The following is a 335-nucleotide window of genomic DNA, read 5'->3' as shown; positions in this document are numbered from 1 at the left end:
CGCCATGACTTTGAGTGCCGGTGCAATCACGGAAATCCCACGCGGGCTGTTCAGATTTTCACCGCGATCCATAACATGGGCGACATTGGATGCAGCAACATCGCGGTCCGTTTCCAAACCATTCACAAGTGCCTTGAAGCGATAAGCGGTTGGCCGTCCGTAACTGTTATGAAAAATCCCCTGTTCTAAACCATCGACAGAACGGCTTACGCGAGGACAGCGATGCGGCGCAACGAGTGAAACCTTGGTACCAGTGGTCACCCCTAGTTCTGCCCGCTGCGCTGCTGACAAATAGTCAAAAACCGCAAAAGCCTCTCCATAAGCAAGGTAACTGC

Annotated in this window: 1 protein-coding gene; it reads right to left on the bottom strand. The window is 52.8% G+C overall.

The window, feature by feature from the left end:
* A partial coding sequence (locus HBA93_RS19785) for a phage portal protein (protein WP_221724425.1) occupies positions 1-335 on the bottom strand: 335 nt, incomplete at both ends.

This window comes from Ochrobactrum sp. SFR4 (assembly GCF_019730395.1).
Lineage (GTDB): Bacteria > Pseudomonadota > Alphaproteobacteria > Rhizobiales > Rhizobiaceae > Pseudochrobactrum.
This window is presented reverse-complemented; position numbering and strand designations above follow the sequence as displayed.